This window comes from Pseudarthrobacter sp. efr-133-R2A-89 (assembly GCF_030209315.1).
GTDB lineage: Bacteria > Actinomycetota > Actinomycetes > Actinomycetales > Micrococcaceae > Arthrobacter.
This window is the reverse complement of record NZ_JARVSE010000004.1, coordinates 117,527-143,536: the sequence shown is the minus strand read 5'-3', so window position 1 is coordinate 143,536 and position 26,010 is coordinate 117,527. Positions and strand designations below refer to the sequence as shown.

The window sequence follows — 26,010 nt, the reverse complement described above, 5'->3', positions numbered from 1 at the left end:
AAGCCGTGGTCAGCGCGCCGGCACTACCGGAAGCTTGTTGGCATCCGCAATGCGGCGGCTTTCCCGGGGGCAGCCCAGGGTCCCCGGGGTCTGGTCCACCACGTCGGCCGGGACGAGCGCTGCGAAGTCATGGGCCAGGATGACGTCCACGCTGGCGTCGGTCCTGCTGTCCTGGAAGTAGTCGGACCCCGGAACGTTGCGCTGCACCGTGAAAGCGGCGGCCTGCCCGGCCGCGCCTGAGACCACCGCCGCAACGCCCCGGTAGCCCGCATTGACGTTCGACACATTGCCCACCGCGAACTTCCGCGCCAGGAACTCATCCGCCACGGAGCGGGCCAGGCCGGCCCGGGTGGTGGAGTTGAAGACGTTCAGGCTGACCTTGTCGTTGGGCGTGTAGTCGAACACCGCGGTGGGGCACGAAGACACCGGCTTCTGGCTGGGCTCGGCCGTGGGAACCTTCAGCCGCCCGTTAATGATGGCAAGGGCAACGATGATGGCCGCGGCGATCAGCCCAACCAACAGGACCAGGACCACGCCGTGGAGCACGCGCCGGCGGACCCGGGCCGTTTCGTCGGCGTCCTTGGCCGCTTCCATCGCCGCCCGCAGCTCGGCGCCGGACACCACCCGGTGACCGTGCAGGACGCTGGGGTCCTTCGGCCGGCGGCTAGCCATCGAGCACCAGGACCCGGGCGTGGATCGCCGTGCGCTGGTGCAGTGCCGTACGGACCGCGCGGTGCAGGCCGTCCTCCAGGTAAAGGGTTCCCTGGTATTGCACCACGTGCGGGAACAAGTCACCGAAGAATGTGGAATCTTCGGCCAGCAAGGCCTCCAGGTCCAGCGTGCGCTTGGTGGTCACCAGTTCGTCCAGCCGGACCGGCCGCGGCGGCAGCGACGCCCACTGTTTCGGGGTGCTGTAACCATGGTCGGGGTAAGGGCGGCCCTCGCCCACAGCTTTGAATATCACCATGCAACAGTAGGCACCGCGCCGCCCCAGCGAAAGCATCCGGGCGGACCGGCGCCAGGTTGTAGCCAAACAGTGACCATCCGTCACATCGGCCCGTTCCACGGCAGCGGGCCGGTTCCTGCTGACAGAATGGAGCCATGACCGCATCCGACTCCCCCGCCATGCCCGTGTCCGGAACCCGCCTGCCATCCACGCCGCCGCTGGCGCTGCTGCTGGATGTGGACGGACCGGTGGCAAGCCCGGTGACCCGCGACGTGAAGCCGGACATCATCCGTGACCTGGTGGCACTCGCGGCAGCCGGAATCCCCGTCATCTTCAACACCGGCCGCTCGGACGCGTTCATCCGCGAACAGGTCATGGAACCGATGATCGCCGCCGGAATCCCGGCGGGAACGGTCATCCACGCCGTGTGCGAAAAGGGCGCCGTCTGGTTCAGCTACACAAACGCCGGGGCAGGCCCCATCCACGTGGACCGGGAACTGGCTGTCCCTGCAGCGTACGGCGACGACATCCGGCGCCTGGTGGCGGAGGATTACGCCGCCCACATGTTCTTCGACGAAACGAAACGCGCCATGGTCTCGGTGGAGCAGCACATCGACGTGCCCAGCGCCGAGTACCTGGCCGAGCAAAAACTGTTCGACGCGGACGCCATGGAGCTCATGGGCAGGCACGGCCTGGGCGTTGTCCGGCTGGACCACCATGCGCCCAATTCCGACGACGCAGTGGACTACCGGGTGGATCCCACCATCATCTCCACCGACATCGAGTCCGTGCGGCTGGGCAAGGACCTCGGCGCCAGCCGCGCGGTGGAACTGCTGGCTGCCCAGGGGATCACGCCTCAGGCCTGGCGGACGGTGGGCGATTCCCGGACCGACTACGCGATGGCCGACTGGCTCCACCACAACGACCACCCGGTCAAGCACGTTGACGTCCGGCCCGCTGACGGCGTGCCCGGCAAACCCTACCCGGTCCTCACGGCAGCGGACCTGGGACTGGACAGCACGGTGATCCACGACGACGCCGGCGGCGCTTTCCTGCGCGCCTGGCGGGAGGCGCTGGGCGCCTAAATCCCTGCCGCCGCGGGCCGAAACCTGCTGTTACCACGGCAGGACTATCATGCAGGTAAGAAAGCTTACTTCGACCACCACGGAGACAACCATTACAGAAGCACCGGTCCAGGACGAGGTCTACTACGGCGGCCAGGCGTCCGTGGAGGAACAATTTCACGCCGAGATCACGTCGGCGGCGGCGGAACAGCGGCTCAAGCACCGCCCCGATGTCATCCGGCACAAGGGCCGCTACGCCCTGATCAACGACACCAGGACCCCTTACCAGGCCATGGTGGAAGACCTGCTGTTCCTGCGGAATGTCCTGGCAAACGCAGGCCTGGCGTACCTCCTGGTCCGCGGCAACAACGACCGCCCCGTGGTGGCACTGGACTGGAAGAGCCGGAAGAAACTCCGCGCCGCCCTGGTGGAGGCATGCCGGGACGAGCCCTTCTACTCCATGACCGTGGACGCCAAGAAGAAGACCTCCGTCCTGGTGGCCGACGGAGAGCTGTCCTCCAACCGGCAGGCACGGATCTTCCGCCTGTACCGGCCGCGGGTGGAGCCGGTGGGCGGTTTCGAGTTCGGCGCCTCCGCCGGCGTCCAGATCGAGCTGTGGTCCTTCGAAGGCGAAGAACTGATCCTCCCCATCGAGAACTCCCTGACCCGCAGGACCATGCTGCGGCAGGACGCCGTCCGCGGCACGGTGGAACGCTACGGCCACACCTGGCCCACCATCGAGAACATGTTCGCCGACCACGCCAGCGACATCAGCTTCGACATCGACCTGGTCTTTTCCTGGGTGGACGGAAGTTCTCCGGAGTACATCGCGGCCCGCCGCGCGCAGCAGCAGGGCGTGGTCCTGGGCGAGGGCGACGACCACGAGGCCCGATTCCGGCAGATCAACGAACTCAAGTACGCGCTGCGCTCCGTGTACATGTTCGCCCCGTGGATCCGCCGCATCTTCATCGCCACGGACTCCCCCGCTCCGGCCTGGCTGGCAGAGCACCCGTCCGTCACGATCGTCCGCAGCGAAGAGTTCTTTGCCGATCCCTCAGTGCTGCCCACGCACAATTCCCAGGCTGTCGAGTGCCAACTGCACCACATCGAAGGATTGTCTGAACACTTCCTCTACTCCAATGACGACATGTTCTTTGGCCGGCCCGTAGGCCCGGACATGTTCTTCACCCCCGGCGGCATCACCAAGTTCATTGAGGCCGAAACCAGGATCGGCCTGGGCGAGAACGCTGCCGAACGCAGCGGGTTTGAGAACGCCGCCCGGGTCAACCGCAAGCTCCTCTGGAACCGGTTCGGGCGGATCACCACCCGGCACCTGGAACATACGGCAGCTCCGCTGCGGCGCAGCCTCGTGGCCCAGATGGAGGAAGAATTCCCGGAAGAATTCCGGAAGACGGCGGCCAGCAGGTTCCGGGCGGCGGACAACATCTCCGTCACCAACTCGTTCTACCACTACTACGCCCTGCTGACGGGCCGCGCGGTCACGCAGACCGCCGCGAAGGTGCGCTACGTGGACACCACCATGCGGGCCGGGATCAACTACCTGCCCAAGCTGCTCGCCAAGCGGAACATGGACTTCTTCTGCCTGAACGACGGCAGTTTCCCCGAAGTCAGTGCCGACGAACGCGCAGAAGCGGTGACCGACTTCCTGGAAAAGTACTTCCCCATCAAGGCGCCCTGGGAAAAGTAGGCCCGGGCACGGGTGCCCGGGCCTACTTGCGGGCCGTCTCCGGGACCGGCGCTCCTATTTGCTGCTGGTCATGCCCTGTTTGGTGCTGCGGCGCTGCTTGGCGGTTTCCGGAATCCGGACTCCGGCAGCTGCCAGGCGCCGGGCGGTTTCCTCGGGTGAGACGTATTCACCCACGGTGGCGCCACGGCCCATCGGCACCACGGAGTGCACAATCGTGTGCTCGTACACATGCACCAGGTTGAAGGCCTGTCCGCCGTCCTGCCCGCGGGTGCCTCCCACCGGAACGTTGAGGTCCTGCGTGTAGCAGGATGCGGACGCGACCGAGACCGGAACACCGGCGAAGCTGGCCGTGGTGGAGTAATGCAGGTGGCCGGCCAGGATGGTACGGACGTCAGAGTTGCGGACCACCGCTGCCAGGGAGGCTTGGTCGCGCAGCTCCACCAGGACCGAAAGATCGAGCACCGACGGAACCGGCGGGTGGTGGAGTGCCAGGATGGTGCCGTCCGGGGCCGGCGTTTCGAGTTGCTTGGCCAGCCACTCCAGCTGTGCTGTGCTCAGCTCGCCGTGGTGGAATCCAGGGACGGTGGTGTCCAGGGTAATGACGCGCAACCCGTTGATGAAGTAGCTGTGGTCCACCGGCTCATCGGTGCCTGGCTGGTCCAGCAGGCCCCGGCGGAAATTCGCGCGGTCGTCATGGTTTCCCATGGCCCAAATCACCTTGGCGCCGAGTTCCTCGCATGCAGGGTCCACGATGGCCCGCAGTTTCACATAGGCTTCGGGATCGCCCTTGTCTGCGAGGTCGCCCGTGAAAATCACAGCCTCCGGCCGTGCACCGGACGCTTTGACTTCTTCGAAGAGCTGGATGAGGCGTGCTTCGCTGTCGACGGTTCCGTAGAGGGGTTCTGGACCTCCCAACAGGTGGGGATCGCTCAAGTGGAGTAGGAAGTGGCGTGGCCGGGGATGTTCGGCCTCGATGTGCTCCATTGCTACCTCTATGGTCGGTGGGAAGCCGTTCTTCCCTTGTACCCTTCAGTAATATTTATCCAATCAGACATTTGGCAAACTTGGGGTGAATCGCCGTAGCTGATGTGGAAAAAATCAAAAGAACTGCGCTTCTGCAGACTTAATTCGGCCTGCCGGGCGTATCAGCCCAGCGCTTCCTCTATCGCTTCGATGACCTTGGGCGAGTCCGGCTCCACGGTGGGACCGAACCTGGCCGCCACCGTCCCGTCACGGCCCACCAGGAACTTTTCGAAATTCCATTTCACCGCTCCCGGCAGCAAACCGGTCCGGAACTTGGTCAGCTCGGAATAGAGCAGGTGCTGGTTCCGGCCCCGGACGTCCGCCTTGGCTGTCAGCGGGAATGTCACCCCGAAGTTGCGCTCACAGAATTCCGCGATTTCACTGTCGGTGCCGGGCTCCTGGCCGGCGAACTGGTTGCAGGGGACACCGAGGATCTCGAAGCCGCGGTCGCGGAATTTTCCGTAGAGGGCCTCGAGGCCGGCGTATTGGGGCGTGAAGCCGCAGTTGGAGGCGACATTGACCACCAGCACCACCTTGCCCTTGAACTGGCCGAAGTTCGTCCTGGTTCCGTCGTTGAGGAGCAACGGGATCGGGTACAGGGGCGCCGGGCGCTGTGTTTGCGAAAGGAAGCTCATAAGGGCAATTCGTTGCCGTCGGCTCCGTGTACGGGTCCGATGTTGAAGAATTTTCCCGTCTAGGACGTCGTCGGGACAGGCGTGGGCTCGGGCGCCGTCGGACTGGGCGTGGGCTCCACGGTTGTAGGGGCAGGCGCCGGCTCAACCGTCGACGGGGCGGGTGCAGGCTCCACGGTTGTAGGGGCAGGCGCCGGCTCCGTGGGCGTCGGGGCGGGTTCGGGCGCAACCGTCGTTGGCGCCGTCGGGACAGGCGTGGGCTCGGGCGTCGTCGGGGCGGGTGCAGGCGCAGGCTCCGTGGCCGTCGGCGCCGGGGTCGGTTCACTCGGCGTCGGGGCGGGGGCGGGCGCCGGCTCCGTGGGCGTCGGTGTCGGTTCACTCGGCGTCGGGGTCACTTGAGTGGGAGACGGGGACGGCGACGCCGTCGGGCTGCCGGGTGCCGGAGCGGACGACGGCGGCACGGCACTGGGCGATGGCGGGGCAGACGCCGTCTGGGCCGGCGTCGTCAACTGCCCGTTGGACATTGGAAAGAAGGTACCGGACGGCGCCGGGCCAGGCAGCAGGGGCGTCGGACCAGGCGATGCCTCCAGCCCGGCGGCCGGGGACAATCCCCGGTCCACCAGGAGCGGAATGGTCCAGCTGACCCTCCCGTCGGACAATCCGGGCTCGGGGCCGTAGGAAACCATGCCGGCCGGGAGTGCCTGGCCCACGGCGTGCAGCTGGACGAAGCTCCAATTCAACGGATTGGTGTAGCGGCCGTTCTGGATGGTCTCAAAGTGGAGATGGCAGCCCGTTGACCAGCCCGTGGTTCCCACCCGGGCGATGACCTGGCCCACCTGGACCCGGTCGCCGGTATGGACGCCAATCGATTCAAGATGGTTGTACGTGGTGATGAGGCCGTCACCGTGATCGATCTCCACCCGGTTGCCTCCACCCCAGGGGTGCCATCCGGCCGCCCGGACCACCCCGGAATCGGCCGCATAGACGGGGGTTCCGCAAGCGGCAGCGTAGTCCTGGCCAAGGTGGAAGTCTCCCGACGTCCCGCTGAGGGGACTCACCCGGAAACCGAAGGGCGAGCTCGGGTCGAGCACCTGGAGCGGCGCCATCAGGAAGCCTGCCGGCGGCCTGCCCACACCGGCCGGGCTTACCACTGCTCCCGCCGACGGATCCTGGAAACCGCCCAGCGCTGCATGTGGGAAGGCCAAAGTGACATCGGGATCCGAGGCGATGGCCGGCGGAAGGGAACCGGCACCAACCTGGTCCGAGGCCGGCGGCCCGGTACTGCCATCCGCCGCCCGGGTGTCCGCACCCGCGACCGTCCCGGCCGACGCCACGCCACCGGCAGTCCCGGCCCGGTCCAGCTCCCCTGCCAACCGGACGGGACCTGCGGGGCCACCGGAGAGATTGACTGCATAGGCGGCAGCCGCCACCATAGCGGCGGCGAACAAGGCACGGACCAGATGGGGAAAGGTCCGCTGGGCCGGTTTACCGTTACCGGGCACCCAATAATTGCCCATTGATTTACTCCAGGACGGGGGTTGCCGCGCGTTGTCTCGACGGTACGTCCCATGGGACCACAGGTCCGGGCGCCGGGGAACCCTGGAGGAGCACAATGCGGGATTTTTTGTGGGCGTCAGGTGCAGGGACTTACCTGCCGGCCAAGCCGCCGACTGACGCCCAGGCCGAAATGGGCAAGAATGGCTCATGCGTAATTTCGTTCGTACCTGGCGGGACGAAATCAAAAAGACCTTCTCCGGGAATGCCGACGCACCACCGGAATGGTCGCTGCGGCTCGCGGAGGGCGACGACGCCGGCTACCACCTGCCAGGTTCCGCGGTGTGGGCGGTGCACGGCTCCATGTCGCCCATCGTCGGCGGAATCCGGACGCTGCTGATGCAGTCCCTGCACCCCGGTGCCCTGGCGGGCGTGCACGAGCATTCCAACTTCCGCGAGGATCCCCTCCGCCGGCTGGCCAATACCATCCGCTGGATTTTCACCGTGACCTACGGTTCCACGGCCGCCGCGGAGGAGGCCTCACGGCGTGTCCGCCGCCTCCACGAGCCGGTGCAAGGCAGCTACCAGGACAACGCCGGCACCGAGCGCGCCTACAGCGCCAACGATCCCGGGCTGGCGGCCTGGATCCACATCGCCTTCACGGACGGTTTCCTGGCCGCCCACCGGATCTGGGGCGGCCCGATCCCCGGCGGAGAAGATGCTTATGTCCGTGAGTGGGCCCAGGCCGGCCGGCTCATGGGTGTGGAGGACCCGCCGGTCACCCGGGCGCAGATGCGGAGCCAACTGGACGCCTGGTATGAGCAGGGCGAACTGCGGGCTGACGGCAGGGTCAAGGAAACGGTGGAGTTCATTCGCAACGCACCCCTGCATCCACTGTTGAGGCCGGGTTACCGCGTCTTGTTCGCGGCCGCCGTTTACAGCCTGGAGCCCCGGTACCGCCGGATGCTGGGCCTCTCCGTTCCACGGCTGGGCCCCTTCCCGCTTCCGGTACGGTTGGCCACAAAGCTGGTTCTCGGCGTCGTGCATCTCGCCCTGGGCGGCATCCGCAGGCGCAAGGGTCCCAGCGAATCAGCGGCGCTGGAGCGGCTGCGGCGCCTGGGCGAACCCGCCGCAGATCTGGCCTGAGAAACTCAACCGCCGTCCCGTGGGGGAGGCCTGGTGATTAAACGAAAGAACCCGGTCCCAGCAGCTGCCGGGACCGGGTTCCAACCGGCGGAGAATGGGGGATTTGAACCCCCGAGGGCGTTAACCCAACACGCGTTCCAGGCGTGCGCCATAGGCCGCTAGGCGAATTCTCCAACTGCTTCTGAATCAAAAGCAGGTACCAGATTACCTGAACTTTTCCGCATCGCCCAATTGGCCCGCGCGGGACACGTTTTTGAACGTGCCCGGCAAGACCTTCAGAGTCCCGCCAGGCTCCGTCCCCGACCTGGCAATGGACGCCCCCAATGCGCCCATTCCCCTGTTGCTGCACCGTTGAGCTGCCGGGTCCGGTTCGTTCAGCCAGGCCACGCAGCTCACAATCTTGAGATTGCCCCAATCGGTGTATATACAAATGATCGCGGCTGCCCCGGGGATAAGCAATGGAAATCCGCGACGTGACAGGCGTTTCCTGCCTCGCGCAACCTCCGTCACAGTGGCAGGCGGCCGATTCGAGTCGCGCCGCATGTTCAGGTAAAGTGTTTGACGGCCCCTCATGTGGCGTCATCCTGTTGAACTCCCCCAGGACCGGAAGGTAGCAAGGGTAAATGGGCTCTGGCGGGTGCATGGGGGGTCTTTACTATTCCCCCACAGGGCGGCAGGATGTCAGCCCGGATTGGTAGGGTTTTCTCTGTGACAGTTACCACCGCCCTGTACCGCAGATACCGTCCCGACTCGTTCGCTGACGTTATCGGGCAGGAGCATGTCACCGAACCGTTGATGACGGCTTTGCGCAAGAACCGCGTCAACCACGCCTACCTTTTCTCCGGCCCCAGGGGCTGCGGCAAAACCACCTCCGCCCGAATCCTGGCGCGCTGCCTCAACTGCGCCCAAGGCCCCACTGACACCCCGTGCGGAACCTGCCCCAGCTGTGTGGAACTGGCCCGTGGCGGCTCGGGTTCCCTCGACGTCATCGAGATCGACGCCGCGAGCCATGGCGGCGTGGACGATGCCCGGGACCTCCGTGAGCGAGCCACCTACGCCCCGGTCCGGGACCGCTACAAGATCTTCATCATCGACGAAGCCCACATGGTCACCTCGGCCGGGTTCAACGCCCTCCTGAAGATCGTCGAAGAGCCGCCGGAACACATCAAGTTCATCTTTGCCACCACGGAGCCTGACAAGGTCATCGGTACCATCCGCTCCCGGACCCACCACTACCCGTTCCGGCTGGTACCTCCCGAGCCGCTGATGGCTTACCTTGAGCTGCTGTGCCGCCAAGAGAATGTTCCGGTGGCTCCCGGCGTGCTGTCCCTGGTTATCCGGGCCGGCGGCGGATCCGTCCGCGACTCCCTGTCCGTCCTGGACCAGCTCATGGCAGGTGCCGGACCCAACGGGCTGGACTACGAGCTCGCCGTTGCGCTCCTCGGCTACACCCACGCCTCGCTGCTGGACGACGTCGTGGAGGCCGTGGCCGCTTCTGACGTCGCAACGGTCTTCCGGGCCGTGGACCGCGTCATCCAGACAGGCCATGATCCGCGGCGGTTCGTGGAAGACCTGCTGGAACGCTTCCGCGACCTCATCATCGTCCAGGCGATGCCGGAGAGCGCGCACGCCATCCTGCGCGGCATGCCGGCGGACCAGATCGCACGGCTTCAGAACCAGGCGCACAACCTTGGCGCCGCAGAGCTGTCGCGGGCTGCGGACGTTACCAACACGGCCCTGACCGAGATGACCGGAGCCACGTCACCGCGGCTGCACCTTGAACTGTTGTGCGCGCGGATCCTCCTGCCCAGCTCCGAGCAGAACGAACGCGGCATGGCGGCACGGATCGACCGGGTGGAGCGGCGGCTCAACTACGCCGGGAACGACGTCGGTGCTGCCGCAACGGCCCCGCCGGCAGCCGCGGCAGCGCCTTCAGCGCCCGCACCGGCAGCCGCGGCAGCGCCTTCAGCGCCCGCACCGGCTGCCTCCGCCCCCGCACAAGCGGCACCTGTCTCGGCACCAGCCACCCCCGCCCAGGCGCAGGTGCCCGCCGGCCCGGCGTCCGGCCCCGCGTCACCCAGCCAACACCCTGCCGAGGAAGCTGCCCGGCCCGTGCCCCACCCCGGCCGGGATTCGGCGGACCAGCCATCGAATGCCTCGCCGGCGCCCGCCGTTCGCACGCAGGAAACCGAACAGGCCGCTCCCGCCCAGGCCGGATCGGCCGCCCCTGCGGCGACGGCTCCTTCCGCGGGACCGGCAGCCCCTGCAGGTCCGGCTTCCGCGAGCAGCCAGGGAGCGTCCGCGCAGGATGCCCGCAACTCCCTCACTCCCCCACGCGTGAGCACCAACGACTGGCCCGTGGAGGAGCCGGCCCGCGGCCGCCCAGCCCAGGCGCCCGTTGCGGCAGCAGCCCCCAAGGCAACGCCTCCGGCGCCACAGGATCAACCTGCACGGTCCGCCCCGGCAGCTCCCCCGGCAATGGGTGATGTTGAAGTCCTCCGCAGGGCCTGGCCTGATGTCCTGCAGACCTTGTCGAAGATCAAGCGCAGCACCTGGGCCTTGGTGGAACCCAACGCACAGGTCAGCGCCTTCGACGGCAGCACCCTGACCCTCTCCTTCACCACGCCCGGACTCGCCGGAGCCTTCGGCCGGGCGGACCACTCCGAAAATCTGCGCCAGGCCATCCACAAGACGGTTGGCATCGATCTGCAGATCAACGCGGTTGCCGGCGGCGCCAGCCAGGCGAGCTCTGAGCCAAACCCAAAAGTGCCGGCCAGCCCGGTGGTTCCGGCCACTTCAGCTGACGTTGCCTGGGGACTTGCTCCGGCCCCCGCCACATCATCCGAGGCCACGGCGGACAGTGCTGCCGCAACCACGCCGGTTGCAGCACCAGTACCTGCACCCGCGTCGACGGCGCCAGCCGTAGCCCCTGCAGCGGCACCTGCACCCGTACCGGCCCCGCCCGCGTCGTCGCCGGCATCCGGCGCAGCCGCTCCGTCCACTGGTGACAACCAGCGCCATGAGTCCGTCCAGCCGGCAACTGAAGGCGCGGGTGGTCCCGGCAAGGCGTCCGCCCCCGCAGTGTCGCAGTCCTCCTACCCCTCCGCCGCCGGAGACTACTCCTATTCGGACGACGACTGGGGCCCGCCCCGGGATGAGGACGCTCCGCCGCTGGATGAGGAGCCTCCCATGGACTGGGAACCGTCGGCCCCTGCTTCCGGCCCCGCCGCAACGCCGGCGCATCCCGCCAGCCCCAGCGCAACACCTGCCTCCACCGCCGGCACGGACCGGGCCGCCGGCAGCAACCGCACAGAAGCCGCGCGTAAAGCGGGACGGGCTGCCGCGCCTTCCGGCAATACGGGACACGGAGAGGCCCCCTCTGCGGTAGCCGCCCACGACCCCTGGGCCCGGGCCGTAGAGCAGGCCCCCGGCGTTTGGGTGGTTGGAGACAAGACCAACGTGGGTTCACCGTCTGTCAGTGCTTCCGCGGACGAACCTGCGCCCCCGGCCCCGGCTCCGCATTACGAACCGGCCACTGCGCAAGTGCCGGCTGCCATCCCCGCCAGCGCAACCCGGGCCACGGCCGAGTCCGACTGGGGTGTGGGAGCGGTCAACCACAACAGTCGTGCGGACTCCGTCCGGGAAACGTACAAGCCGGTTGAGGCCAAGCCTGCTCCGGAACCCGAACTGGCCATGGCATCAGCCGGGCCTGCCACAGCTGCCCCGTCCCGGCCACAGGCTCCGGCGGCCGCGCCCTCAGCAGGGCGGCCTGAAACGCGGCAAAGCCTTTACCAGCGGCTGTCCAACAGCCCGGAAGCCGAGGCCGGCCGGGCCAAGGCGCCCGCCAGGGCCGCAACTGCACCCAGCGCGTACGTCCAGGACATCCCCAGCGCCGACGACGAAACCATCGAGGAGTCCGGTGTCTTCGGACGGGCGGCGGTGGAGCGTATTCTGGGCGGAAAGCTGATCGAGGAACGGTCCAACGACGGCACTCCCATAGCGCCCCGGTACTGACCGGCCACAACACCGCAAACCGTTGGTCCGCACCCGTTGACCTGCCCGCCATCCACATCGAACTAAAGAGGGAATTGTGTACGAAGGTGCTGTCCAGGAGCTGATTGACGAGCTCGGACGCCTTCCAGGGGTGGGACCCAAGTCGGCGCAACGGCTGGCGTTCCACATCCTCGAGGCCGATCCCCAGGACATGAAACGGCTGGTCGAGGCCATCACCACGGTCAAGGACAAGGTCAAGTTCTGCACTGTCTGCGGCAACGTCACCGAACAGGAACTCTGCAACATATGCAGGGATCCGCGCCGGGACCCTGCCGTGATCTGCGTCGTGGAGGAGTCCAAGGACGTCCTGGCCGTGGAACGCACCCGGTCCTTCCGTGGCCGGTACCACGTACTTGGCGGTGCGATCAATCCCATTGCCGGCGTCGGGCCCGAGCAACTTCGGATTCGCGAACTGCTCACGCGGCTGAACGACGGCGCCATCCAGGAAGTCATCATCGCCACAGACCCCAACCTGGAGGGCGAGGCCACGGCCACGTACCTTGCCCGCATGCTGAAGACGATCGGTATTACCGTCACCCGCCTGGCGTCCGGCCTGCCGGTTGGGGGCGATCTCGAATACGCGGACGAAGTCACTTTGGGCCGCGCCTTCGAAGGCCGTCGAAACGCCCTGGCCTGACCGGTCCCCCGTCGGCTGCAGCATCGGGCACGGCCGGATTTTCCTGGCGAAGACGCCGCTTGGACGCCATCCGGGCTCCAGCCACCAGCGCGCCGGCAACGACGCCCTGGATCAGCAGGCCGGTAGCACCCAGAGGCACGTGCGTGGCCTCCCCGCCCAATGGTTCACCGTTGACGCATGGCACCTGGGTTCCGTCTGCTGCTTCCTGCAGTCGGGACGACAACCAGCCGAAGGGCTCCTTCGCGGCGTCCTGCCCGGCAGCAAGCATGACGAACACCACGCTGGGGCTGGATGCGGCCAGCCACATGATGCGCTCGGTCCGGTAAACCTCGGTGGTTCCTGCCTGGACCCTTGAGCATTCATAGGCCAGGAAGGTCCCATCCTGGGCCTGTTGAACATTCATGGCCACAGTTACCGGTTCCTCAGAACGGACGGCGGGGAGCAACAGGACGCAGGTCCCGATGCCGCCGGCCACCAGGAACAGGGCCACGAACCACCCCGCAACGCCGGCCCAGGCGCGGTTCCGCACCAGGGACGCCACTGCCGTCCCCATGCCGCTGAAGAACCCGGCCTCGACCGCCGCCACCACGGCGGAGACCGCTGCCGGTGCTGCAGGCTGCCCGGCCATCGCCGCCAGGGCCAGGAGGACGGCCAGGATGAGCACCGCGAATACCAGGCTGCGCATGATCGAAGCCACGATCGGGGCCACCAGGCCGGCCGGCCAACCTGGCCCCACGGACCGGCGCCAACAGTCCATGCCCCAGTGCATTGCCACGAATGCGGATGCAGCCGGCAACAGCAGGAGCGCGAGCAGATAGGCAGTCACGGGCATCGATCCGGCAGGCTCGTCCGCACCCCCGAACAGCAAGGAAAGCGTTCCCACAACAACCCCCATGGCGACGGCGGCGCCCATGGTGGACGACCAGAAACGCAGGGTATGCACAACCCGCCACCAGTCCACCGCCGCTGCCCGCACCTCCGGTCCGAACACCGGACCGGAGGTGGATTCAGCCGCCCCGTCGCCCAACGGTTGCCGGCCGCCGTCGTCCTGTCCGATGGGTTCGAAGCAGGGCCCGGGCCGTCGCGGATCGGGGAGCTGCCAATCGTCGGCCACGCGTGGACTCCTTTCCCCGGACAGGCCGGCCGGGCGTTGTCCGGCCGGGCCGCCGCCTTCATGCCAGTCCCATCGTGGGCCGGTATGTGGTCATAATTCAACGTCCCTCCGGGCACGGCGATAAACTGTCGGAGGAAGTCGCGCCGCCAGGCTTCATGGCCTCCAAAACTCCAACTGATCCGATGAAGGTACGCGCATGAGTACGCCCACTACCGAACTGCACAACGCAACCCAGCCGCAGGTGGCGCCCGACGCCGGCGCGGTGACCAAACAGCTCATCGTGCAGAAATTCGGCGGCTCCTCCGTGGCGGACGCCGAGGGGATCAAGCGCGTGGCCAAGCGCGTGGTCGATGCCCAGGACGCCGGCAACGAGGTGGTGGTTGTCGTCTCGGCAATGGGCGACACGACAGATGAGCTCCTGGACCTTGCAGCGCAGGTGACAGATTCCGCCCCCGCCCGCGAAATGGACATGCTCCTGTCCGCCGGGGAGCGCATTTCCATGGCGCTGCTGGCCATGGCCATCAACAAGCTCGGTGCGTCCGCACAGTCCTTCACCGGGTCCCAGGCCGGCATGATCACCGACGGCATCCACGGCAAAGCCCGGATTATCGACGTCGACCCGCACCGTATCCGGACTGCGCTGGACAAGGGCAACATCGCCATCGTTGCGGGCTTCCAGGGCATGAGCCGGGCCACCAACGAAATCACCACCTTGGGCCGTGGCGGCTCGGACACAACGGCTGTGGCACTTGCCGCGGCGCTCGAAGCGGATGTCTGCGAAATCTACACCGACGTCGACGGCATCTACACGGCCGATCCGCGCGTTGTCCCCTCAGCCCAGAAGATCGACACCATATCCAGCGAGGAGATGCTGGAACTCGCCGCCTCGGGCGCGAAAATCCTGCACCTTCGCTGCGTGGAATATGCCCGCCGGTTCGGCGTGCCGCTGCACGTCCGTTCATCATTCAGCCAGCATGAAGGCACCTGGGTCATTCCCGGCGCCGACGACAAGATCACCACTCAAGAGGGAGTTGCCTTGGAGCAGCCAATCATCTCCGGCGTTGCGCACGACCGTTCCGAAGCGAAGGTCACCGTGGTCGGCGTTCCCGACATTCCCGGCAAGGCCGCTGCGATCTTCCAGGTCATCGCCGACGCCCACTCGAACATCGACATGATCGTCCAGAACGTTTCCACCCACGGCACGGGCAAGACGGACATCTCCTTCACCCTGCCGATCGTCGAGGGTGCCGATGCCCTGGCCGCCCTCCACGCAGCGCAGGACCAGATCGGCTTCGAGGCCATTGAATACAACGAGCAGATCGGCAAGCTCTCCCTGATTGGCGCCGGCATGCGGTCACACCCCGGCGTTTCGGCCACGTTCTTCAAGGCCCTGTCCGATGCCGGCATCAACATCAACATGATCTCCACCTCTGAAATCCGCATCTCGGTGGTAACCCACGCTGACCTGCTGGACGAGGCCGTGCGCGTGATCCACCAGGCGTTCGGCCTGGACAGTGAAAGCGAAGCGACGGTTTACGGCGGCACCGGCCGCTGAGCAGGCACAGAAAAGCCGGGCTGCCGTTCCTTGGTAACGGCGGTCCGGCTTTTTCTTATCAGGACTCCCGGTCCAGGTCTTCCCGGCGCACTGCGTAGTGGTGGCCCGTTGAATCGGTTTCCACCACGAAATGTGAAAGATCCTCTTCGGAGGCCTGCTCAAATTCGTCGTGTCGGTGCACCACGGGCGTGTCGGCATCCAGCCGGGTGGCAGGGCCGAAGAAGAAGCGGAGCCTCTCGGTCAGGCCCATGAAACCGCTGAGGACATGTGCCACTGTTTCCCACCCCCTTCCCGAACCTCGGGCGAAAGTGCTGCTGCCTCCTAGCGGAAACAGTGCCCTTATTCTAATCCCGGCGCCGGAAAAAGGCGCCGGTGGCGGCGGCGTGAAAGGGCTACCGCAAGGAACGGTCCTCAGGGTTCCTGGGCACAACATAGGTGCTGCCATCCGGCCTGGTAATGGTCTCCCACTGCTGGGTTTCCGCCTGGCGCTGGGCCAGCAGCCGGCGGTTTTCCTCGGTCATGTCGTGGGCCAGCGCGGAGCGGTTGGCCGGGCCGAAGACAGCCCTGAGTTTTCCCGTGGCGCGCATAAAGCGCTGGGAGGCGTTGCCTTTGTCCCCGGACCTGTCCCTGGCCATGAACGCGTTCCTTCCATTCACTGCTTGTTTCCCATCAATGTACACTAATAATTAGTGCACTAACAATGTAAGGAAGCCATGACCACCACATCTCCCGTCGATGCCGCTGATGAAGACCTCTTGCTGGAACACCAGCTGTGCTTTGCTCTGACGGTGGCCGCCCGAAGCGTCGTGGGCGCCTACAAGCCAGTGTTGGAAAAACTCAACCTCACACACCCGCAGTACCTGGTGATGCTGTGCCTGTGGGAGACCAGCCCGCGTACGGTACGGAACATCAGTGAGGCTTTGGCCCAAGAACCGGCAACCATCTCTCCGCTCCTGCGCAGGCTCGAGGCGGCAGGGTTGATTACCCGGGGCCGCGCTGAAGGTAACGAACGCGCCTTGGCGGTTGCCCTGACGCCAGAAGGAAGAGCGCTCCGGCAACAAGCGCTGCAGGTTCCGGGGACCATGATGGAACGGCTGGGCCTCACCAGGGAACAGGTGACCGAACTGCACGCCTCCATGATGGGACTCATCGCCGCCACGTCGGAGGGCACGCGCTGACCGGCCAACCATCAAGCGGCCCACCCGGCGGCGCGGGGTTTTCCGGCAAAACCGACGACTAGAATGGCATGACGAAGGGGAGGTGGCCAGATGCGTAACCTACGGTTGGCCGCGGCGGTCCTGGCCATGGGTGCCGGCCTGCTCTCCGGCTGCAGCGGCTCCTCCACCGGCGGGCCCTCCGCGTCCGGAAGTTCATCCGCAGGACCCACTCCCGGTACTGAAACTTCGGCTGCCGCCCCTGCGCCCGCAACTTCACGGCCCAGCAACGGGCCGGGACAGGGAAACGCTGAGCTTGCCATTACCGTGATGCCGTCCGAGGGCGCACCCGCGCTCGACTACACCCTGGTCTGCACCTCCGGAACTCCCGCCGCAAAGAGCAGCCACCCGGATCCTGCTGCTGCCTGCGCGGCCCTCAAGGCGAACCCCGCCATCGTGGCCCCGGCGGCGCCGGGAAGCGACCGGACCTGCACCCAGCAGTATGGCGGCCCACAGAAAGCGACTGTGACCGGGGCCGTGGATGGCGTCGCCGTCGAATCCACCTTCGCCCGGACCAACGGATGTGAAATCAGCGCGTGGGACGCTGCCAAGGATGTGCTCGGTGCCGCCGGTGGAGCCTCTTAGCCTGCTGGCGGAGGACAGCGCCCAGGCACGGGAGGAAGCCCACCTGAAGCGCGTCAGCCGCTACGCCGATCCTTATCTTGCCCGCCGGTCGGCCGGGCAGAAGCATCCGGTGGAGGATTTCCTCTTCACCTACTACACCCAGAAGCCGGGCCAGCTGAAGCGCTGGCACCCGGGGGCCGGGACCGTCCTCACCGGCGGGCAGGCGGCCGCCCGGCTGGGCTGGAAACACTACAGGACGCTCGACGACGGCGAACTTGCCTCGCTGGGACTGGCTGCGGGGAGCATGGCAGTCACCTTTGACCGGGCCGCCTTCCTTGCCGACCGCAAGGAGGCAGTGGCGTTCGCCGGGGTGATCCTTCGCGGCACGGCGGCACGGCCGGCACAGTTCGGCTGCTTCGGCCTGCATGAATGGGCCATGGTCTACCGGCAGGACAAGTTCGATCTCCGCCACGAATACCTGCACCTGCGGCTGGGATCAGCCGGTACGGACAAGGTGGTGGAGGACAACAAGATCCGGTGCACCCACTTTGACGCGTTCCGGTTCTACACCCCTGACGCCATTCCGCTCAACGAGTTTTCACCCAGCCGTGAATCGCAGCGCCACCTGGAGCAGCCGGGCTGCCTGCACGCCAACATGGACCTCTACAAGTGGGCGTACAAGCTGCTGCCGGCCCTTTCGAGCGAACTGGTCATGGACTGCTTCGAGCTCTCCTGGCGCATCCGGGCCATGGACATGCAGGCTTCCCCGTACGACCTCGCCGAGTGGGGCTACCCCGCCATTCCCATCGAAACTCCGCAGGGCAAGGCTTCCTACGTTGAGCACCAGCGCAATTTTGCCGCCGAGGCTGCCGCCATGCGCGAGAGGCTAGCCTTGGACCTGGACGCCCTCGCAGCGGGAGCGCCGATGTGATCGACCTGTCCATCAGCGTCCGAGAAGCCCCGGATGCGCCCGATTATGTTTTCCGGCTGGTGGCGGAGGACGGAACTTTGGCGGCCGAAACCACCCTGCCGGCACCCGAGGCCGCCCTGGCGGCCGTGGAGGAATTCGGCGAAGACATCTTTTTTCCCCGGCCCGGGCCACCGAGGCTGTGCACCCAGCAGTACGGGGGACCCCAGGTTGCCGTCGTTTCCGGCACGTTCCATGGACGCCCAGTCCATTCGGTCTTCACCCGGACAGACGGCTGCGAGATCGCCCGGTGGAAGGCCCTGGCTCCCCTGCTGGGCGGTAATGCCACCTGACTGCCGGCAGCCGGGCACGAAAAAGGGTCCCGGACAAGTCGTCCGGGACCCTCCCCCCATGCTTACGTGATGGTCAGGCTCCGGGTACTGCCTGCGCAATGCCCATCTGGGGCGCGCCGGCCGGAGCCGGGGCAGAACCGGAACCCACCTGCACGTTTACCCAGGTCTTGATGCCGTTGCTGCCCAGGCTCAGCCGCGAAAGGTATTGCCCAACACCCAGGCCGGTCCAGTTCAGGGTGGCCGAGGTGGCCGTCCCGTTGGGTGCCACGATCGGGTTGGGGTTGACGGTCAGGTTGCCGGCGTCGCCCGCAAAACTCACCGCCTGGACCGAGGCCGTGGCCGGCCCGTTGTCCGGGGTGGCGTACAGGTTGGCCACCACGTAATAGGTGCCGGGCCGGGGCGATTCCAGGTCAAGGAACTCGCTCGCCGAGGCCGTCGCCACCTGGGTGGCCGTCAAGCCGCCCGAACCGTTGGGCGCGTACACCACCATGTCCCAGTCGACGTCGTTCGACTGCGCCTGGATGCCCAGCCGCGCGAAGGTGGAGCCAGCGGGAACCTGCACCTGGACCAGGGCATTGTGGGCATCATTCGTAGGTGCGTAGGCGCCCGGGGTCTTGGTGATCGCGGTCTGGTTCAGTGGCGCCAGGCCTTCCACGCCGACGGCGATCGGGCTGTCCGAGCCAGACACCAATTCCATGGAGCCGCTGCCCGTTCCAGTTGTCGAGCTGAACGAGAACGACGGAGCGATCTGGGCGTCGACCGGGCGGATGGCAATCGGCGATGTGACGGTGCGCGGGCCCTTCCAGGTGAGGCTTCCGGTGCTGAATTTGCCGACCGGTGCGCTGACGTTCCGGATGGTCAGTGTGACTTCACGCGTTTGTCCGGCTTTGGCGAAGTTCAGCGCCTTGGGTTCGACATTGACGTTGAAACCCGGCATGTTCACCTCGGGCCGGTACATGCCCGGTACCAGGGCCGTCAGCTTGCGCTTGACCTGGACCTCACCCACCAGGCTGCCCAAGGCGACCGACGGGAGGTTGAGGTCGCGGGCAGCGATGGAGCCGGCCTGCGGGGCCCCGGTATCAACACCTTGTCCGTTCAGGAAACCAAGCCAGTCCCGGATGCCGGAGTCGTAAACGAGGCCGGGATCGAGGACCCGGGTGGAGTCGATGTGGCCGGCGCCGCCCTGGAACGGATCCGTGTTGGGCGAACCATCGGCGTTGACCAGCGGGTAGGCGGTGGTCATCATGGCCGACTTCACCATGGCGGGTGACCACTTCGGCTGCTTGCCAAGCACCAGGGCGCCGAAGCCCGCAATGTGCGGCGCGGCCATGGAGGTACCGGACATGAATCCGAACTGGTCGCCATGGTTGCCGATCGTGGAGACGCCGGCAAGGACGTTCACGCCCGGGGCCGAGATATCAGGCTTGAGCAGGTCGCCGCCTGAAGCGAGGGTGGGCCCGCGGGACGAGAAGCCCGCGATCTGGGGCGCCGGCGCCGGGGGAAGTCCGGTCAGGTCACCCTTGACCAGGCTAACCGTCAGTGCCGTGTTTGCCTGCAGCTTGGACTTCAGTTCCAAGCTCTTGGGTGCGTTGACGTGGACGGTGGGAATGACGTGGTTGTCGGCGTCCTCGGAGCTGCTGGTGAGATTCACCAGGATCATGCCAAGACCGCCCTTGTCCAGGACTTCCTGGCTCTTGGCTGTCCGGTCCACCACTCCGCGGTCGCAGACCACCACTTTGCCGGCCACCTTGGCGGGGTCCAGGGTTCCGGGCCCGCACAGGTTGGCGTTTGCCGCTCCGGGAGCAGCGGCCGCAGCGGCCACCACGACGGGCTTGTCCGCAACCTCGGATTTCATGATGGAAGCGCCGCGGTACAGCGAGCCGTCGGAAACTTTGACCGTTCCCACCAGGTCGCTGGGGAAGGTGGAGGCGGCCACGGTGGTCAGCCATGGTGAGGCATGGTTCACGGTGGAGGCTGTCGGGCCGGAGTTGCCGGCCGAGGCCGACACGAAGACGCCGGCGGCGGCTGCGTTAAGGAAGGCGAGCGCCACGGGATCAGTGGTGCTGTTGTTGTTTCCCGAAATTGAGTAGTTCAGGACGTCCACGCCGTCCTTGATGGCTGCGTCGACGGCCTCAACCGACGATGACGAGTAGCAGCCGCCGGTGTCCGGGTTGGTGTCCTCCCAGCAGACCTTGTAGACCGATACCTTGGCTGCCGGAGCCACGCCGGAGCTCTTTCCGAAGCTTGCTCCGTCGATGACCTGCTCGACGTTGGCGTTGCCGGCTGCCGTTGTTGCCGTATGGGTGCCGTGGCTGCCCACGTCCACGGGGGAAATCTGCTCCTCGGGGGCGCGGTCGCCGGGGGGTACGTACTGGAGGAAGGAGTCGGCGAAGTAGCGGGCGCCGATCACCTTGGAGTTGCAGAGCGAGCCGTCGAAGCCGGCACCGGTTCCCTGGCCTTTTTGGCATTCACCTTCAAAGGTGGTTCCGTCCGCCTTGAGCATGGCAATCTTGCCGTCGCCAGTGCGGTAGGGGACGCCCACCTGCGGGGTACCCTGCAGAGGCTGCAGCGGCTCACCCTGGAGGAAGGGGTTGTCCGGGGCGTAGCCGGAATCGATGACGCCCACCACCACGCCCTTGCCGGCGTTGGCTTCACCCCCGAATTGCTTGGCCCAGGTCCCGTCCGGTCCGGTGAGTTTGAGAAAGTCGGTGGTGGTGTAATCGGGCTTGTTCTCGACGTCCGGCGCCACCACAAGCACACGCTTGTCCTTGGACAGTTCGGCCGCCTGGTGGGCGGTCAGCTCCGCGGTGAATCCGTTGAGGGCGGCGGTGTACTGCTTGGCCGGGGATACTCCCTGGGCTCCCGCAACGTCACGCTGCTGCTGGCGCAGGTGCGCGTCGTAGGCTTTGTAGTTTGGGCTGCCCGCATCCAGTTTGCGGCCTTGCTGCGGCTTGGTTGCGCCAAGCCCGGCGGCTCCGCCCTCGTAGGCTGCTGCGGCCGGGCCGGCCAAGACCACGATGTACCGGCCGTCCTTGAACTGGCTGTCTTTCGCAGTGGCGGCGGCATTCTCGAGGCTTTGGCTCCCCGGCGCCGCCGTGGCCGGCGTTACTGCCAGCGAGCTTATAAGGAGGGGCAACCCAACAGCCAGGGCGGCCGCCTTCCGAAGTCCCCCAGCCCGCAAGGGGCTCTTTCCAGTTGATTTCACGCGCAACCCTTTCACGATGTACCGCCCAGACTTGGTGGGCGCCCCAGACGACTGGAACTGCAGAAGTAATTACAGATCTTGTAATTAGCTGAGACCAGACTGTTCACAGGGTACAGACTGAGAGCGAGATATGACATAGAGCACATTTTGGAAATTTTCGCTTGTCATATCCGTCCCGCCGGAACATTCGGGCATACAAAAAGGACGCCCCGAAGGGCGCCCCGGAGTTGCTGGGGAAGGACTCCGCGCGGCTAGTGGCGGGGGGTCCGCACCACGTCGCTGATCCACTGCCGGGTCTTCTCGTCCAACGGGCCGGCGACCCGGGTTTCGCGGGCCATGCGGTCCGCCTTCACCTTCTGCAGCACCATCCTGCCCAGGCCGGCAAAAACGGCAGCGGCAACCATCGGCAACAGCACGGACTTGGAATTTTGCGCCATCAACCAATCCTAGTGAACGCCCTCCTGCAACTCCAGAAGCACATCCTTCGGGCCTCCACCCCGGTCCTCCCGGATCGGGGTCTACTCCATGAACGTGCGGAATGCGGTGGCATGGGCCCGGGCCGGTAGAATGATAGGGCAAGCTCGCGGAGCGCCCGTCCACCATGTCCCCGACACCCCGGTACGGCGTGAGACGGCACCACTCCGCTGCGCCCTTAACCAAGCTCACGCACAGGAGTTGCCGGATGCCCCGGATCGTTGTTGACGTCATGCCCAAGCCCGAGATTCTGGACCCGCAGGGGAAGGCGATCGTTGGCGCTCTCCCCCGGCTGGGCTTCACCAGCTTCAGCTCTGTCCGCCAGGGCAAGCGCTTCGAACTGACGGTCGACGGCGAGGTGACGGAAGAGATCCTGGCCCAGGCCCGCGATGCCGCCGAGACCCTCCTGTCCAACCCTGTGATCGAGGACGTCGTCAACGTCGAGGTCGTCGAGGCCTGAGATGACTGAACTTCCCTTGATCGGCGAGGCAGTTGCCGTCGCCGCGGAGCCACGCCTCGCCGGCGCCCGGATCGGCGTCGTGACTTTTCCCGGAACCCTTGACGACCGGGACGCTGCCCGGGCCGTGCGCCTGGCCGGCGCCACCGCCGTCGAACTCTGGCACGGCGACACGGAACTTGGCGACGTGGACGCCGTAGTCATCCCCGGCGGTTTCTCCTACGGCGATTACCTGCGCGCCGGCGCGATCGCCCGTTTCGCCCCGTTGATGTCAAAGATCATCGATGCCGCGAACAGCGACGCCAAGCTCCCCGTCCTGGGCATCTGCAACGGGTTCCAGATCCTCACCGAATCGCACCTGCTGCCCGGCTCGATGATCAAGAACGACCACCTGAAGTTCCTCTGCCGCGACCAGGTGCTGCGCGTCGAGAACGCCAACACCGCATGGACGCTGGACTACCAGGCGGGCCAGGAGATCACCATCCCGCTGAAGAACCAGGACGGCCAGTACATCGCGGACGAGAAGACCCTGGACGCCCTTGAGGCCGAAGGCCGCGTGGTGTTCCGCTACGTGGGCTTCAACCCGAACGGCTCCCGCCGCGACATCGCCGGTATCTCCAACGCAGCAGGCAACGTGGTGGGCCTCATGCCGCACCCCGAGCACGCCGTGGAACCGGGCTTCGGCCCCGAGACTGTGTTCTCCCGTGAGACGGGTGCCGGCGGTTCCGACACCGACGGCCTCGGCTTCTTCACCTCCGTACTGAACAAGATTGTGGGAGGCGACAAGTGACCACCGAAACCACCAAGAAGTTCAACATCGACACCGTCGAGAACGCAGCCAAGACCCCGGACACCGAGCTGCCCTGGGCCGAACTCGGCCTGAAGCAGAACGAGTTCGACGAGATCGTCAAGGTCCTGGGCCGCCGCCCCACCGGCGCCGAACTGGCCATGTACTCCGTCATGTGGAGCGAGCACTGCTCCTACAAGTCCTCCAAGAACCACCTGCGCCAGTTCGGCCAGAAGGTCACCGAGGAAATGAAGAAGGACATGCTGGTGGGCATCGGCGAGAACGCCGGCGTGACCAACCTGGGGGACGGCTGGGCCGTGACCTTCAAGATCGAATCGCACAACTCGCCGTCGTTCGTTGAGCCCTACCAGGGCGCCGCGACCGGCATCGGCGGCATTGTCCGCGACATCATCTCCATGGGCGCCCGCCCCGTGGCCGTCATGGATCCGCTGCGGTTCGGCGCCATCGACCATCCGGACACCGCCCGCGTCATGCACGGCGCCGTGGCCGGCATCGGCGGCTACGGCAACTCCCTGGGCCTGCCGAACATCGGCGGCGAGATGGTGTTCGACTCCGTCTACCAGGGCAACCCGCTGGTCAACGCCCTGGCAGTGGGCGTCATGCGCCACGAGGACATCCGGCTGGCCAACGCCTCCGGCAAGGGCAACAAGGTGGTCCTGTTCGGGGCGCGCACCGGCGGCGACGGCATCGGCGGCGCCTCCGTGCTGGCCTCCGAGTCGTTCGATGACACCAAGCCCTCCAAGCGCCCCGCGGTCCAGGTGGGCGACCCGTTCGCGGAGAAGGTCCTGATCGAGTGCTGCCTGGAGCTCTTCAAGGGGTCCCTGGTGGAAGGCATCCAGGACCTTGGCGCCGCAGGCATCTCCTGCGCCACGTCGGAGCTGGCCTCCAACGGTGACGGCGGCATGCAGGTTGAGCTGACCTCCGTCCTGCTCCGCGACCCCACGCTGACCCCTGGCGAGATCCTGATGTCCGAGTCGCAGGAACGCATGATGGCCGTGGTCACTCCCGAGAACGTGGAAGCGTTCGAGGCCGTGATGGACAAGTGGGCTGTTGAGTATTCCTGGCTGGGCGAGGTGACCGACACCGGCCGCCTGATCATCACCTGGGAAGGCGACGTGATCGTCGACGTCGATCCCCGCACCGTGGCCCACGACGGCCCGATCTACGACCGTCCGTTCGCCCGCCCCGAGTGGCAGGATGCCGTCCAGGCCGACACCTTCACGGGCTCAGTGCAGGACGCCGGCCGTCCGGCCGCCCCTGCTGAGCTGGCCAAGGCCGTCACCGAACTCGTGGCATCGCCGAACATGTGCTCCAAGTCCTGGATCACCAACCAGTACGACCGGTACGTGGGTGGCAACACCGCCATGGCATTCCCCGATGACGCCGGCGTGGTCCGGGTGGACGAGGAATCAGGCCTGGGCGTAGCCCTGGCCACCGACGCCAACGGCCGCTACACCTACCTCGATCCGTACCACGGCGCGCAGCTGGCCCTGGCGGAGGCCTACCGCAACGTGGCCACTGCCGGCGCCATCCCCATGGCCGTCAGCGACTGCCTGAACTTCGGCTCCCCCGAGGACCCGGACGTCATGTGGCAGCTCGCCGAAGCGATCCGCGGCCTGTCCGACGCCTGCATGGTGCTGGGCATCCCGGTCACCGGCGGCAACGTCTCGCTGTACAACCAGACGGGCACCACGCCCATCCACCCCTCCCCCGTGGTCGCAGTCCTGGGCAAGCTCGACGACGTCGCACGCCGCACGCCGTCAGGCTGGCGCGAAGACGGCCAGGCCATCTACCTGCTGGGCACCACGGGCGCCGAGCTGGATGGTTCCGAGTGGGCGAACATGCGCGGCCACCTGGGCGGCCAGCCGCCGAAGGTGGACCTCGAGGCCGAACGCGCACTGGGTGAAATCCTGATCAACGCGTCCCGCGACGGCATGATCGACTCCGCGCACGACCTCTCCGAAGGCGGCCTCGCGGCTGCCCTGGTGGAGTCCTCGCTGCGTTACGGCGTTGGCGCCCGGATCGCGCTGCAGGACGTCATGGACCGCGACGGCGTGGACCTGTTCACGGCGCTCTTCTCCGAGTCGCAGGGCCGTGCCGTGGTGGGCGTTCCCCGTTCCGAGGAAGTCCGTTTCACCGACATGTGCACCGCCCGCGGCTTTGCCCACACCCGCATCGGCGTGGTGGATGCTGCCAGCGGCACCCTGGACATCAATGGCGTGGAGAGCCTGTCCCTGGATGACCTCCGCGAAGCCCACGAGGGGACGCTGCCGAAGTACTTCGGCTAGGCCCCACAGAACGCGGACGGACACTCAAGCCCATAGAGAGGGCTTGAGTGTCCGTCCGCATTTAAGGTTCAGTCCTCGCTGTGCAGGTCCCGGCGTCGGGCGCTGAGCAGCTCAATCTCCGGCAGGCCTGCCACGAAGCGTTCGACGGCGGCAAGCACCTCCACGACGTGCGCCCGGTCAGCAGAAACCAAGCCGACGCCCAGCTGCGTGCGCCGGTACTGGGCGTGGTCGCCCACCTCAGCCACCGAGACATCGAACCGGCGCCTCAGTTCGGCCAGCAGCGGCCTGACAACCGAGCGCTTCTCCTTGAGGGTGTGGACCGGCCCAAGCAGTATGTCGAACTCGATCCACCCGATCCACATGGATCC

Annotated in this window: 24 protein-coding genes, 1 tRNA gene and 1 other RNA gene; 14 read left to right on the top strand and 12 right to left on the bottom strand. The window is 66.5% G+C overall.

The features are described 5' to 3' along the window. Window positions 1-9 precede the first annotated feature (9 nt). Both QRM95_RS08375 and QRM95_RS08370 read right to left on the bottom strand, forming a co-directional pair. Entirely contained in the window at window positions 10-672 is a 663-nt protein-coding gene (locus QRM95_RS08375; protein ID WP_285247331.1) for a LytR C-terminal domain-containing protein, read from the bottom strand. Next, window positions 665-964: a type II toxin-antitoxin system VapB family antitoxin gene (locus tag QRM95_RS08370; protein ID WP_026264985.1), complete on the bottom strand. Its 300-nt coding sequence runs from the start codon at window positions 962-964 to the stop codon at window positions 665-667. Before QRM95_RS08370 ends, QRM95_RS08375 begins: the two co-directional genes overlap by 8 nt. Before the next feature lie 137 nt (window positions 965-1,101). Between QRM95_RS08370 and QRM95_RS08365 the strand changes: the two genes are divergently transcribed. Together QRM95_RS08365 and QRM95_RS08360 are read left to right on the top strand one after the other, a co-directional pair. Next, window positions 1,102-2,031 (top strand): Cof-type HAD-IIB family hydrolase, encoded by a 930-nt coding sequence (locus tag QRM95_RS08365; protein WP_285247330.1) that lies wholly within the window; start codon window positions 1,102-1,104, stop codon window positions 2,029-2,031. A gap of 49 nt (window positions 2,032-2,080) precedes the next feature. Continuing rightward, on the top strand, window positions 2,081-3,718 hold the full coding sequence (locus QRM95_RS08360; protein ID WP_285247329.1) for a stealth family protein: 1,638 nt from the start codon (window positions 2,081-2,083) through the stop codon (window positions 3,716-3,718). Between the two features lie 54 nt (window positions 3,719-3,772). Here QRM95_RS08360 and QRM95_RS08355 read toward each other — a convergent pair whose 3' ends face one another. The 3 genes from QRM95_RS08355 to QRM95_RS08345 form a co-directional block, all read right to left on the bottom strand. Then, entirely contained in the window at window positions 3,773-4,702 is a 930-nt protein-coding gene (locus QRM95_RS08355; protein WP_285247328.1) for a phosphodiesterase, read from the bottom strand. 161 nt (window positions 4,703-4,863) lie between these two features. Beyond that, complete coding sequence (locus tag QRM95_RS08350) at window positions 4,864-5,376, bottom strand: glutathione peroxidase (protein WP_285247327.1); 513 nt, start codon at window positions 5,374-5,376, stop codon at window positions 4,864-4,866. 59 nt (window positions 5,377-5,435) lie between these two features. Beyond that, a complete protein-coding gene (locus QRM95_RS08345; protein ID WP_285247326.1) occupies window positions 5,436-6,890 on the bottom strand; it encodes a M23 family metallopeptidase in 1,455 nt (484 codons plus the stop codon). 187 nt (window positions 6,891-7,077) lie between these two features. Between QRM95_RS08345 and QRM95_RS08340 the strand changes: the two genes are divergently transcribed. After that, entirely contained in the window at window positions 7,078-8,013 is a 936-nt protein-coding gene (locus QRM95_RS08340; protein WP_285247325.1) for an oxygenase MpaB family protein, read from the top strand. 88 nt (window positions 8,014-8,101) lie between these two features. On the opposite strand, the gene QRM95_RS08335 is transcribed toward QRM95_RS08340, so the two are convergent. Beyond that, window positions 8,102-8,186 (bottom strand) — tRNA-Ser (locus tag QRM95_RS08335). A gap of 387 nt (window positions 8,187-8,573) precedes the next feature. On the opposite strand from QRM95_RS08335, the gene ffs reads away from it, so the two are divergent. The 3 genes from ffs (at window position 8,574) to recR (ending at window position 12,703) form a co-directional block, all read left to right on the top strand. Then, window positions 8,574-8,670: signal recognition particle sRNA small type (gene ffs / locus QRM95_RS08330), an RNA gene on the top strand. 21 nt (window positions 8,671-8,691) lie between these two features. Next, the gene (locus QRM95_RS08325; RefSeq protein ID WP_502934949.1) at window positions 8,692-12,027 is read left to right on the top strand and encodes a DNA polymerase III subunit gamma and tau; all 3,336 of its coding nucleotides are present in this window, start codon (window positions 8,692-8,694) and stop codon (window positions 12,025-12,027) included. 76 nt (window positions 12,028-12,103) lie between these two features. After that, window positions 12,104-12,703: a recombination mediator RecR gene (gene recR, locus QRM95_RS08320; protein ID WP_018763158.1), complete on the top strand. Its 600-nt coding sequence runs from the start codon at window positions 12,104-12,106 to the stop codon at window positions 12,701-12,703. Here the strand turns inward: recR and QRM95_RS08315 are convergent. Continuing rightward, complete coding sequence (locus QRM95_RS08315) at window positions 12,657-13,817, bottom strand: hypothetical protein (RefSeq protein WP_285247323.1); 1,161 nt, start codon at window positions 13,815-13,817, stop codon at window positions 12,657-12,659. The genes recR and QRM95_RS08315 overlap by 47 nt on opposite strands. Window positions 13,818-14,013: 196 nt before the next feature. Here QRM95_RS08315 and QRM95_RS08310 point away from each other — a divergent pair, with 196 nt between their 5' ends. Beyond that, window positions 14,014-15,372: an aspartate kinase gene (locus QRM95_RS08310; protein WP_285247322.1), complete on the top strand. Its 1,359-nt coding sequence runs from the start codon at window positions 14,014-14,016 to the stop codon at window positions 15,370-15,372. Window positions 15,373-15,430: 58 nt separating this feature from the next. Here QRM95_RS08310 and QRM95_RS08305 read toward each other — a convergent pair whose 3' ends face one another. Then, entirely contained in the window at window positions 15,431-15,646 is a 216-nt protein-coding gene (locus tag QRM95_RS08305) for a hypothetical protein (protein ID WP_018763156.1), read from the bottom strand. A 118-nt stretch (window positions 15,647-15,764) separates the two neighbouring features. Continuing rightward, entirely contained in the window at window positions 15,765-16,007 is a 243-nt protein-coding gene (locus QRM95_RS08300) for a hypothetical protein (protein WP_285247321.1), read from the bottom strand. A 78-nt stretch (window positions 16,008-16,085) separates the two neighbouring features. Between QRM95_RS08300 and QRM95_RS08295 the strand changes: the two genes are divergently transcribed. The 4 genes from QRM95_RS08295 (at window position 16,086) to QRM95_RS08280 (ending at window position 18,410) form a co-directional block, all read left to right on the top strand. Further along, the gene (locus QRM95_RS08295) at window positions 16,086-16,550 is read left to right on the top strand and encodes a MarR family winged helix-turn-helix transcriptional regulator (RefSeq protein ID WP_285247320.1); all 465 of its coding nucleotides are present in this window, start codon (window positions 16,086-16,088) and stop codon (window positions 16,548-16,550) included. Window positions 16,551-16,640: 90 nt separating this feature from the next. Continuing rightward, window positions 16,641-17,171, top strand: coding sequence for an SSI family serine proteinase inhibitor (locus QRM95_RS08290; protein WP_285247319.1), 531 nt, complete (start codon window positions 16,641-16,643; stop codon window positions 17,169-17,171). Then, complete coding sequence (locus tag QRM95_RS08285; RefSeq protein ID WP_502934948.1) at window positions 17,140-18,081, top strand: 3-methyladenine DNA glycosylase; 942 nt, start codon at window positions 17,140-17,142, stop codon at window positions 18,079-18,081. Before QRM95_RS08290 ends, QRM95_RS08285 begins: the two co-directional genes overlap by 32 nt. Continuing rightward, window positions 18,078-18,410, top strand: coding sequence for a serine protease inhibitor (locus QRM95_RS08280; RefSeq protein WP_285247317.1), 333 nt, complete (start codon window positions 18,078-18,080; stop codon window positions 18,408-18,410). The genes QRM95_RS08285 and QRM95_RS08280 overlap by 4 nt, the downstream gene beginning before the upstream one ends. Before the next feature lie 73 nt (window positions 18,411-18,483). Here the strand turns inward: QRM95_RS08280 and QRM95_RS08275 are convergent, their stop codons facing one another. Beyond that, on the bottom strand, window positions 18,484-21,591 hold the full coding sequence (locus tag QRM95_RS08275; RefSeq protein ID WP_502934952.1) for a S8 family serine peptidase: 3,108 nt from the start codon (window positions 21,589-21,591) through the stop codon (window positions 18,484-18,486). A gap of 275 nt (window positions 21,592-21,866) precedes the next feature. Then, window positions 21,867-22,052 carry a hypothetical protein gene (locus QRM95_RS08270; protein WP_018763149.1) on the bottom strand — a complete coding sequence of 62 codons (186 nt, stop codon included), beginning with the start codon at window positions 22,050-22,052 and terminating at the stop codon, window positions 21,867-21,869. A gap of 245 nt (window positions 22,053-22,297) precedes the next feature. Here QRM95_RS08270 and purS point away from each other — a divergent pair, with 245 nt between their 5' ends. Genes purS through purL form a run of 3 tightly spaced genes read left to right on the top strand, consistent with a single transcriptional unit; the run spans window position 22,298 to window position 25,642 of the window. Further along, window positions 22,298-22,549 carry a phosphoribosylformylglycinamidine synthase subunit PurS gene (gene purS, locus QRM95_RS08265; RefSeq protein ID WP_015935902.1) on the top strand — a complete coding sequence of 84 codons (252 nt, stop codon included), beginning with the start codon at window positions 22,298-22,300 and terminating at the stop codon, window positions 22,547-22,549. A gap of 1 nt (window position 22,550) precedes the next feature. Further along, window positions 22,551-23,336, top strand: coding sequence for a phosphoribosylformylglycinamidine synthase subunit PurQ (purQ, locus tag QRM95_RS08260; RefSeq protein ID WP_285247315.1), 786 nt, complete (start codon window positions 22,551-22,553; stop codon window positions 23,334-23,336). After that, window positions 23,333-25,642: a phosphoribosylformylglycinamidine synthase subunit PurL gene (gene purL, locus QRM95_RS08255; protein WP_285247314.1), complete on the top strand. Its 2,310-nt coding sequence runs from the start codon at window positions 23,333-23,335 to the stop codon at window positions 25,640-25,642. Before purQ ends, purL begins: the two co-directional genes overlap by 4 nt. A 68-nt stretch (window positions 25,643-25,710) precedes the next feature. On the opposite strand, the gene QRM95_RS08250 is transcribed toward purL, so the two are convergent. Continuing rightward, the gene (locus QRM95_RS08250; protein WP_285247313.1) at window positions 25,711-26,004 is read right to left on the bottom strand and encodes a DUF503 domain-containing protein; all 294 of its coding nucleotides are present in this window, start codon (window positions 26,002-26,004) and stop codon (window positions 25,711-25,713) included. Window positions 26,005-26,010 lie beyond the last annotated feature (6 nt).